This is a genomic window from Lactobacillus sp. HMSC08B12 (assembly GCF_001808415.1).
GTDB classification, from domain to species: Bacteria; Bacillota; Bacilli; order Lactobacillales; family Lactobacillaceae; genus Lactobacillus; species Lactobacillus delbrueckii.
In genome coordinates this window covers 1-9,512 of the sequence record NZ_KV793157.1, presented here as the reverse complement: position 1 = coordinate 9,512, position 9,512 = coordinate 1, and the positions used below count along the sequence as shown (strand labels likewise).

The following is a 9,512-nucleotide window of genomic DNA, read 5'->3' as shown; positions in this document are numbered from 1 at the left end:
TATTTACACAAGAATTTATACTGAACCTTTTTTTATAGGAGTCAAACAATCAATGAGAGCGCGTTTAATACTGGAAGATGGACACGTTTTTGAAGGCGAAAGCTTCGGCGCGATCCATGATGTTATCAGCGAATTCGTCTTCAACACGGCGATGACTGGTTATGTGGAAGTCTTGACCGACCCGTCATATGCCGGTCAAAGCGTGGTCATGACCTATCCCCTGATCGGCAACTACGGTGTTCCCCTGGATGACCAGGAAGCCGCCCACCCCTTTGTCGAAACCTTTGTAGTAAGCGAGCTTTCCCGACTGGGGTCCAATTTCCGCATGAACATGAGTCTGAACGACTACATGATTGAAAACAACATCCCAGGCATCCAAGGCGTCGACACCCGGGCTATCACCCGGATCCTACGCAAAGAAGGCTGCATGAACGGGATGATCACTACTAAGGATTACGAAGTCAGCGAAGTAATTGACCAGCTCAAGGCCTTCAAGATCCAAGGGGTCGTTGAAAAGTGCAGCTGCCTTGAACCCTACCATGTCGGTCAAGGTGACTACGAAGTTGCCCTCTACGACTTCGGTGCCAAGCGCAATATCGCCAGAGAACTGGCCAAAAGAGGCTGCCGTGTCACAGTCCTGCCGGCTGACACCCCGGCCCAATATGTCTTAGACCACAACTTCGATGGGATCATGCTTTCAAACGGCCCCGGTGACCCGAGTGAATGCACGGAAATCATTGACCAGCTGAAAATTCTTGCTTCTTCCGGCATCCCGATCTTCGCCATCTGCCTGGGCCACCAGCTTTTAGCCTTAGCCCACGGCTTTGAGACGGAAAAAATGGTCTACGGCCACCACGGCAGCAACCACCCAGTCAAGGATCTGACCACCGGCCGGGTTTACATTTCCACGCAAAATCACAACTACGTGATCAAGGAAGACACGATTGATCCAAAGCAAGCCAAGGTCTGGTTCAAGAATGTCAACGACAAGACCATCGAAGGACTGGAATACTTAAATGAAAACATCAAGTCCGTCCAGTTCCACCCGGAAGCCTGCGGCGGCCCGCATGACACGGAATACCTCTTTGACAGCTTTATTGAAATGATGGGAGAACACAAGAATGCCTAAGTGTGACGATATCAAAAAAGTTTTAGTGATTGGTTCAGGCCCGATCATCATCGGCCAAGCCGCTGAATTCGACTATGCCGGGACCCAGGCCTGCCGGGCCCTCAGAGAAGAAGGCATCGAAGTTGTCCTGATCAACTCCAACCCGGCCACGATCATGACTGACGGCGACATGGCTGACCACGTCTACATCGAACCTTTGACTGTGCCAGTCGTTAAGCAATTGATGGAAAAAGAAAAGCCAGACGCCCTTCTGCCAACCATGGGCGGGCAGAACGCCTTGAACATTGCCATGGCATTAGCTGATGAAGGCTTTTTGGAAAAGCACCATGTCAAGACAATCGGTACTGACACCGACACGATCAAGATGGCTGAAGACCGGCTGGAATTCAAGAACTTGATGGAAAGAATCGGTGAACCGGTTGCCAAGTCAGTTGTCGTCAACTACGTTGAAGACGCCATTGCTTTTGCCAAGGAAATCGGCTATCCCGTAGTTGTCCGCCCGGCCTACACTTTGGGCGGGACTGGCGGTGGGATCGCCCACAATGAACAAGAACTGCATGAAATCTGCTCTAACGGCCTCCGCCTCTCCCGAGTTACTGAATGTTTGATTGAACAATCAATCGCCGGCTGGAAGGAAGTTGAATACGAAGTCATGCGCGATGGTGCCGGCAACTGCATCACCGTCTGCAACATGGAAAACATGGACCCGGTCGGTGTCCACACCGGTGACAGTATCGTGGTAGCGCCATCTCAAACCTTGTCAGACAAGGACTACCAGATGCTCCGCTCCTCTGCCCTCAACATCATCACTGCCTTGAACATCAAGGGCGGCTGCAATGTCCAGTTTGCCCTCAACCCAGACTCCTTTGAATACTGCGTCATTGAAGTCAATCCCCGTGTTTCCCGGTCTTCTGCCCTGGCCTCAAAAGCAACTGGCTACCCTATCGCCAAGCTTGCTACCAAGATTGCTTTGGGCTACAACTTGGATGAAATCGTCAACGCCGTAACGGGCAAGACCTACGCTTCTTACGAACCAACCCTTGACTACATCGTCTGCAAGATTCCTAAGTGGCCTTTTGACAAATTCTACGACGCTTCCCGCAAGCTGGGCACCCAAATGAAGGCAACCGGGGAAGTCATGGCTATCTGCAACAACTTCGAAGGTGCCTTCATGAAAGCCCTCCGGTCCCTGGAACAAGACAGCTACTACCTTTATAATGAAGAAATTGCCCAGCTGTCAGCTGATGATCTCCGGAAAGACCTCCGCAAGATTGACGACAAGCGGGCCTTCAGAATTGCCGAAGCCTTGCGAAAGGGCGTCTCCATCCAGGAAATTCATGCCATTACCAAGATCGACGTCTGGTTCATTGACAAGATCAAGCACCTGGTTGAAATTGAAGACCGCCTCAAGAGCGAAGAACTGACGCCAGATCTTTTGAAACTGGCCAAGCACTGCGAATTCCCAGACCGGGTTATCGCCAGCTTAACCGGCAAGACGGCTGATGAAGTTTACTACCTCAGAAAGGGCTTGAAGATCACGGCTGCCTTCAAAACGGTCGACACCTGCGCGGCTGAATTTGACGCCGAAACGCCATACTTCTACAGCGTTTATGGCGGTGAACATGAAATCCAGCCAGACCGGTCCAAGAAAAAGGTGATTGTCTTTGGCTCCGGCCCAATCAGAATCGGCCAAGGGATTGAGTTTGACTACTGCTGCGTGCACAGTGTCTGGGCCCTGAAGGAAGCTGGCTACGAAACCATCATCGTCAACAACAACCCGGAAACTGTCTCAACTGACTTTGACATCGCCGACCGCCTCTACTTTGAACCATTGACGGCGGAAGACGTGCAGAGCATCATTGAACTTGAGCAGCCAGACGGGGCGATCGTCCAATTCGGCGGACAAACCGCGATTAAGCTCTCCCAGGACTTGATGAAGATGGGCGTGCCGATCCTTGGTACCTCTGCCGACAGTGTTGACGCGGCTGAAGACCGGGAAAGATTTGACGAGATTTTGGGAAAGTGCCAGATCGACCGGCCGAAGGGGCAAACCGTCTTTACGGCTGAAGAAGCCTTAAAGGCCGCTAATGAGCTGGGTTACCCGGTTTTGGTCCGTCCTTCCTACGTTTTAGGCGGGGCCGGGATGGAAATCGCCCTAAACGACGGCGACCTCAAGCGCTTTATCGACCACATCACCTCCCAGTTTAACATTGAAGACCACCCGATCTTGATCGACAAATACTTGGCCGGCAAGGAATGTGAAGTTGACGCTATCTGCGATGACGAAGGCATCTTGATTCCTGGGATCATGGAACACGTAGAAAGAGCAGGTGTCCACTCTGGTGACTCAATCTCCATCTACCCGCCGCAAAAGATCTCCCAGGAGATGAAGGAAAGAATCGTAGAATACTCTAAGCGCCTGGCCAAGGCCTTGAAGGTCAAGGGTTTGATGAACATCCAGTTTATCGTTTACGAAAACAAAGTTTACGTGATCGAAGTCAACCCCCGCTCTTCCAGAACCATCCCTTATATCTCCAAAGTTACCGGGATTCCGCTGGTTGACGTGGCAACCAATGTCATCATAGGCAAGTCCATCAAGGAGCAAGGCTATGACTACGGTCTGGCTCCGGAAAAGAAGACAGTTGCCGTCAAGATGCCAGTCTTCTCCTTTGAAAAGATTACCGGGGCGGAAATTGCCTTGGGGCCGGAAATGAAGTCAACCGGTGAAGTTCTGGGGATTTCTGATGACGTTGAAGAAGCCATGTACAAGGCCTTTATGGGGACTGGCCTGGACCTGCCTAAGCACAAGAAGGTTATCTGCACGGTCAAGGATTCGGCTAAGGAAGAATTTTTGCCAATCGCCAAGGAATACCACGACTTTGGCTACGACCTTTACGCGACCCAAGGGACATACGACTTCTTGCAGAGTCATGGCATCCCTGCCCGCCTGGTCAACAGGATCAATGACAAGGAGAACACCATCTTTGACTTGATCTTGACGGAAACGGTCGACCTGGTCATCGACATCCCAACCAGAAACAACAACTTGAAGGACGGTTTCCTGATCCGCCGCTTTGCCGTAGAAGCCGGTGTGCCGATCTACACTTCCCTTGATACGGCGCGGGCCCTCATCCACGCCCTGGAAGCCAAGCACGACAACAAGATCTCCTTGGTCGACATCACCAAGCTGTAAAAACTGTATTCATCAATACTCAATAGTTTTAAACGTCAGCATTTGCTGGCGTTTTTCTTTGAAAAAGTTTCTAGATTTCCACTTGTAATAACTTAGCACATTAATCGTCGGGCCTACTGGGGCCGGCAAGACCACCCTGGTCAAGCTCTTGATGCGCTTTTACGAGTTAAACAGCGGGAAGATCACGATTGGCTGCCAGGATATAAGCAAGATGAAGTGGTCTGATTTACGGTCCATGTTTGGGATGGACCGGCTGATGCAGGGGCGGACGGCTTTTGTTATCGCCCACTGCTTGTCAACGATCAGGGATGCAGACAGCATCATCGTCTTGAAGGACGGGGATATCGTTGAAGTTGGCAACCATGACAGCTTTATGGCAAAGAAGGGCTTTTACGCCGATCTTTACCAGTTACAGTTTGAACATGGTGAAGAATAAGAAAAAAGCAAATCATTTTGGATACATTAAAAGCCACCAAGCTTAAACTTGGTGGCTTTTGCTATTTCACGCTTCTGGTCGCGATAAAAGTCGGGATATTCAATTCGTGCAGGCGGCCTTCGCCATTGGTATCTTCATAGAGATTGGTTAAAGTAAAGCCAGCCTCCAGCTGGCCGCCAATCTGTTCATCCAAGGTATGAGAGAATTGGACGCCATAATCATCTTTTTCCAGCTGCTGCATCTGGTCAGGATTTTTCAGCGGATTAAAAGGCAAAGAGTTGACGACATACTTTTCATCTTCACTGTCAAACAGGTAGTTGATCCCGTTGTCCAGGCCAACCAGGAGTACCCCACCCTTTTTCAAAACCCGGTAGCATTCTTTCCAGATCGGCTTAACTTTTTCAACGTAGCAGTTGGCAACTGGCTGGATAATCATGTCAAAGCTTTCGTCAGCAAAAGGCAAAGGCTGGGTCATGTCGGCTTTGACAATGTCGATATCGTAGCCTTCGCGCTCTGCAACCAGGCGCTCGCTTTCCAGCTGCTGGTCAGAATAGTCCAGGACTGTGCATTTTGCCCCCAAGGCAGTCAAGATTGGCATCTGCTGGCCACCCCCGCTGGCTAGGCCAAGGACTTTTTGGCCGTGTAAGTCACCAAACCAGCTGTGCGGGGCATATTTAACCGGGGTCAACTTGATCTCCCACTTCCCTTCTATAGCAGCTTGGAAGGTGTCGTGGTCAATTGCCTTGCCCCATTCCCAGCCTTCTTTGACCCAGCGGTCGATCGTTTCAGAGTTTATATCTTGATAGTTCATAATTGTTTTTCCTCCACGTAATTAATACTTTTAGTTTAACACAGCGTTAAAATTCTTTTCAGCATTTGTAACTTTGGCTTAACTTTTTTGCCATTTGCTGTTGACTTTCTCAGATTTAGGATTAAGATAAAAGACATGAAATCAAAACAACATTGCTTTGAAAAGGAAAAGTAGTTTTGGCGAGACCTGCAGAGAGCTTCTGGTTGGTGTGAAGAAGCGGTCAGACCAAGTGCGAAAATCACCTTTGAGCGGAAACTGCGAGATTAGTGGTTTTGGGGTCCGCCCCTTAAAGCGGCAGCGCATTATCTGTGCGTGAAGGCCTAACGGCGAAAATAGGTGGTACCGCGCTAATAGCGCCCTATTGGATCGATTTGATCCAGTGGGGCGCTTTTCTTTTCCCTGAAAGATGAAAAGAGGAACACAAATGAAAGTTAGAAAAATGGCAACAGTTGCATTACTTGGCATGTCAGCTTGCACGTTGGCGGCCTGCGGCAATAGCAATTCCCAAGCATCCAATGGCAAGACAAGCCTGAACTTGATGGAGACTGATGTAGTCAGCTCCCTCGATACCTCAGTGACTGCCTCAATCCCCCAATGGGACACTTTGGTGCAAACTATGGCTGGCCTTTACCGGTCAGATAAAAATGACCAGCCAGTTCCCGCGGTTGCCACTAGCTATCATAAGTCCAGTGACGGTAAGACCTATACTTTTAATCTGAGGCACAATGCCAAATGGTCAAACGGTGATACTGTAACCGCGCAAGACTTTGTAACAGCCTGGCGTAAAGGCGTTTCTCCCAAAGCAATGTCTGGCTATAACTACATCTTCAGCAACATCAAGAATGCTGACCAGATCTCTCAAGGCAAAAAGGCGGTCAGCAGCTTAGGCGTCAAAGCCGTTGGCAAGTCTAAACTGGTCGTGCAGCTTGAAAATCCAGAACCGACCTTCATCGACAAGATGGTTATGCCAGCCTTTTACCCGCAAAACACCCGCCTTGTTAAAAAATATGGTGCCAAATATGGTACGGCTGCCAAGTATACCGCTTTTGACGGGGCCTTCAAGGTCACCAAGTGGACCAACACCAGCGAAAAGTGGACTGCCGTCAAGAATCCACACTACTACGCTAAAAGCGCGGTCAAGCTGCAAAAACTTAATTACCAAGTCGTCAAGGATTCAAACACTGCCCACCAGCTCTTCCAGCAAGGCAGCCTAGATGACGCTGTAGTTTCAGGCACGACGGCACAAGGTCTGCAAAATAATAAGAACCTCTACCACCTCTACCGGTCAGGTAATAACTTCGTAAATCTGAATATGGCTGAGGGCGCCGTATTGGCCAACAAACAACTCCGTCAAGCCCTCTACTTGTCTGTTAATCGTACTCAGCTGTCTAAAAAGGTTTTAGCAGATGGTTCAAAGCCTTCCTACACCTTCTCAGCACCAAATGCCGCAAAGGATCCAGCCAGTGGCAAGGACTTCGCAACAGCAGCGCAGCCAAAAGAAACTTACAATGTTGCCAAGGCTAAAAAGCTTTGGCAGGCCGGCTTAAAGCAACTGGGCAAGTCAAAAGTTGAGCTGACCCTGGTGGCAAGTGATACAACTACCGACAAGAATGTCGGTGAATTCCTGCAGTCACAGCTGGAAAGCAAGCTGCCAGGACTTAAAGTGACTGTCAAGAATCTGCCATCCAAGTCCGCTTACAACTTGGTTGCCAATGGCAAATATGACCTTTACCTTTCCTTGTGGCTCAACGACTACGCTGACCCATACAGCGAACTGCAGACTTTGGAAAAGACTAACAGCCACAATTACGGTAAATACACCAGTGCTGCCTACAACAATGAGCTCAGCCAAGCCAGAAAAAAAGCCGCGACCAGATCAGTCTACTTCAGCCACCTGTTAAAGGCACAGGAACAAATGAACCAAGATTACCCTGTTCTTCCTCTTTACACCATGGTTGAAGACCACCTGGTAAACTCCAACTTAAAGGGGGTACTTTGGCACAAGGTTGGAATGGTTGACTACACGAGAGCATACTTCAAGTAACAAGTGAATTTATGACTGAAGGAGAAAAAATCATGGATCAAACGAGAATCGTTACTTTAGACAATGGCTATCACCTTTTTACCCGCAAGGTCAATGAAGGGCCGGTCAAGTTGCTCTGCGTGCACGGCGGGCCTGGTGACAACCATGAAGACTTTGACAATTTCAAGGCTGGCTTAGCCGGCAAAGGAGTTGAGGTTTACTCTTATGACCAATTGGGTTCGTACTGGTCAGATCAACCCGATTTTTCAAAGGAAGAAAATCGCAAGTACCTTACTGTTGATTACTTCGTCGATGAATTGGAAGAAGTTCGCCAAAAGCTCGGTTTGGAAAACTTCTACCTGCTCGGACATTCATGGGGCGGCTTGCTGGCACAGGAATACGCAGTCAGATATGGCCAGCATCTTAAGGCAGTGATTATTGAATCGATGATTGACAATTTGGATGAGTACACGGTCAACATCAACCGTGAAAGGGATGAAATGTTCAGCCCGGCTCAAGTGGAATACATGAAGGAATGTGAAGCATCTGAGAATTTTGATGATGCGATGTACCAGGAATTGGTTGCCAAGCTCTACTCCGTTTACTTGGTCCGGCACCCGGAAAACGCGACCCGGCATGTGGTCAGCACGACCAATACCCAGGTGTACAACTACTTCCAGGGTAACAACGAGTTCATGATGGTTGGCAAGCTGACCGAATGGGACTTCAGAGACAAACTGGCCCAAATAACTCTCCTTACCCTCTTGACTGTTGGTGAATTTGACACTATGCCGCTTGACGCGGTGCGCCGGATGCACCATTCTTTGAAGAATTCCCGCATGGTGGTCACGCCAGATGGGGGCCACTGCCACCATGTTGACAACCCAGATGCATTTTTCTCTTCCTTATATAAGTTCATCAGTGATGTTGAGGCAGGGAAATTTGTGGAGGTAAAATAACAGACATGAAAAAAGATCGTCACGATTGTGGCGATCTTTTTTGCTGCATTAACTATTGCTGTTTTTTTCAACGATAAAAGGTTGCAGGGCCTCAGCTAATGAACGCAGGTTACGAGTTTGGATGATAACCTTGCCATCCCCGGTAAAGTGGTTGACCAGGCCTTCACCTGAGGTAAAGCCAAACATCCCCGACGCTACTTTTATGTCGTAATCAAGATTTGCATCCCAGGCAATGACGTGTTCATTGTCAATTGAGATCGGCTTATTGCTAGTCACGGTCAGTTCTACCAGGTCACCAAAGGCGTTAACTAACATATCGCCTTCGCCTTCAGTCTGCATTACGTAGAAGCCACCTGTTCCCCCAAAGGCTGCCTTGCTAAAACTTTGACTTTTCATCTTGTAGCTGACGCTGTCGTCACTTGCCAGAAAGGCGCCGGTGTTTAAGCAGTACTGCTGCTTGCCAACGGAAAGCTTTAGAATCTTGCCAGGAATTGCCGGTGCAACCCCGATTTGTCCGCTGTCCGCATCACCCGTTGCCTGAGTGATAAACATGCTTTCACCACTGGTCAAGCTCCGGCCAATCGCACCGAGCAAACCGCCCAGGCCCTTCTTGCTGGAGTTCATCTTACCGGCGATGGTGACGTCTTTCATGTACACCATGGCCCCGTTTTCGACTTTAATGCTTTCCCCCTTATCGAGGGTTACAGTTGCTAATGGGCAGGTATTCCCGCCGCTCAATTCGTACTTCATGATGTCCCTCTGCTTTTCTATTGCCTTAGCAAAATCTGATATTTATGTTAAAAGCCTTTTCTCGTTTATATTATAACAAAAAATCGTTTTCTCCCACAAAAGGAATTTCCGTTAAAAAACAAAGAAAATCAGATTGGATACTTCATGATGAAAGTATTAATTGGTCCAGTTCGCTAAAATTTGGGTTCAGTATAAATTCTTGTGTAAATAC

The 9,512-nt window shown here is 48.9% G+C and carries 6 protein-coding genes, 1 pseudogene and 1 other annotated feature; of the genes and pseudogenes, 5 read left to right on the top strand and 2 right to left on the bottom strand.

The genetic code is table 11. The annotated features are described in order from the left end of the window. The first annotated feature begins 52 nt into the window (after positions 1-52). The 3 genes and pseudogenes from HMPREF3168_RS05090 to HMPREF3168_RS05080 form a co-directional block, all read left to right on the top strand. A complete protein-coding gene (locus tag HMPREF3168_RS05090) occupies positions 53-1,129 on the top strand; it encodes a carbamoyl phosphate synthase small subunit (RefSeq protein ID WP_070488813.1) in 1,077 nt (358 codons plus the stop codon). Continuing rightward, entirely contained in the window at positions 1,122-4,322 is a 3,201-nt protein-coding gene (gene carB, locus HMPREF3168_RS05085; protein ID WP_070488810.1) for a carbamoyl-phosphate synthase large subunit, read from the top strand. The genes HMPREF3168_RS05090 and carB overlap by 8 nt, the downstream gene beginning before the upstream one ends. Positions 4,323-4,425: 103 nt before the next feature. Further along, a pseudogene (locus HMPREF3168_RS05080) lies at positions 4,426-4,758 on the top strand (ATP-binding cassette domain-containing protein); the annotation flags it as partial. A 61-nt stretch (positions 4,759-4,819) separates the two neighbouring features. Here the strand turns inward: HMPREF3168_RS05080 and HMPREF3168_RS05075 are convergent. Next, the gene (locus HMPREF3168_RS05075) at positions 4,820-5,569 is read right to left on the bottom strand and encodes a class I SAM-dependent methyltransferase (RefSeq protein WP_003614586.1); all 750 of its coding nucleotides are present in this window, start codon (positions 5,567-5,569) and stop codon (positions 4,820-4,822) included. A 148-nt stretch (positions 5,570-5,717) separates the two neighbouring features. Further along, positions 5,718-5,933 (top strand) — a binding site (T-box leader). Between the two features lie 60 nt (positions 5,934-5,993). On the opposite strand from HMPREF3168_RS05075, the gene HMPREF3168_RS05070 reads away from it, so the two are divergent. Together HMPREF3168_RS05070 and HMPREF3168_RS05065 are read left to right on the top strand one after the other, a co-directional pair. Beyond that, positions 5,994-7,613 carry a peptide ABC transporter substrate-binding protein gene (locus HMPREF3168_RS05070; RefSeq protein ID WP_070488807.1) on the top strand — a complete coding sequence of 540 codons (1,620 nt, stop codon included), beginning with the start codon at positions 5,994-5,996 and terminating at the stop codon, positions 7,611-7,613. Between the two features lie 32 nt (positions 7,614-7,645). Then, positions 7,646-8,551: a proline-specific peptidase family protein gene (locus tag HMPREF3168_RS05065; protein WP_070488804.1), complete on the top strand. Its 906-nt coding sequence runs from the start codon at positions 7,646-7,648 to the stop codon at positions 8,549-8,551. A gap of 48 nt (positions 8,552-8,599) precedes the next feature. On the opposite strand, the gene HMPREF3168_RS05060 is transcribed toward HMPREF3168_RS05065, so the two are convergent. Then, on the bottom strand, positions 8,600-9,301 hold the full coding sequence (locus HMPREF3168_RS05060; protein ID WP_070488801.1) for a TIGR00266 family protein: 702 nt from the start codon (positions 9,299-9,301) through the stop codon (positions 8,600-8,602). Positions 9,302-9,512 lie beyond the last annotated feature (211 nt).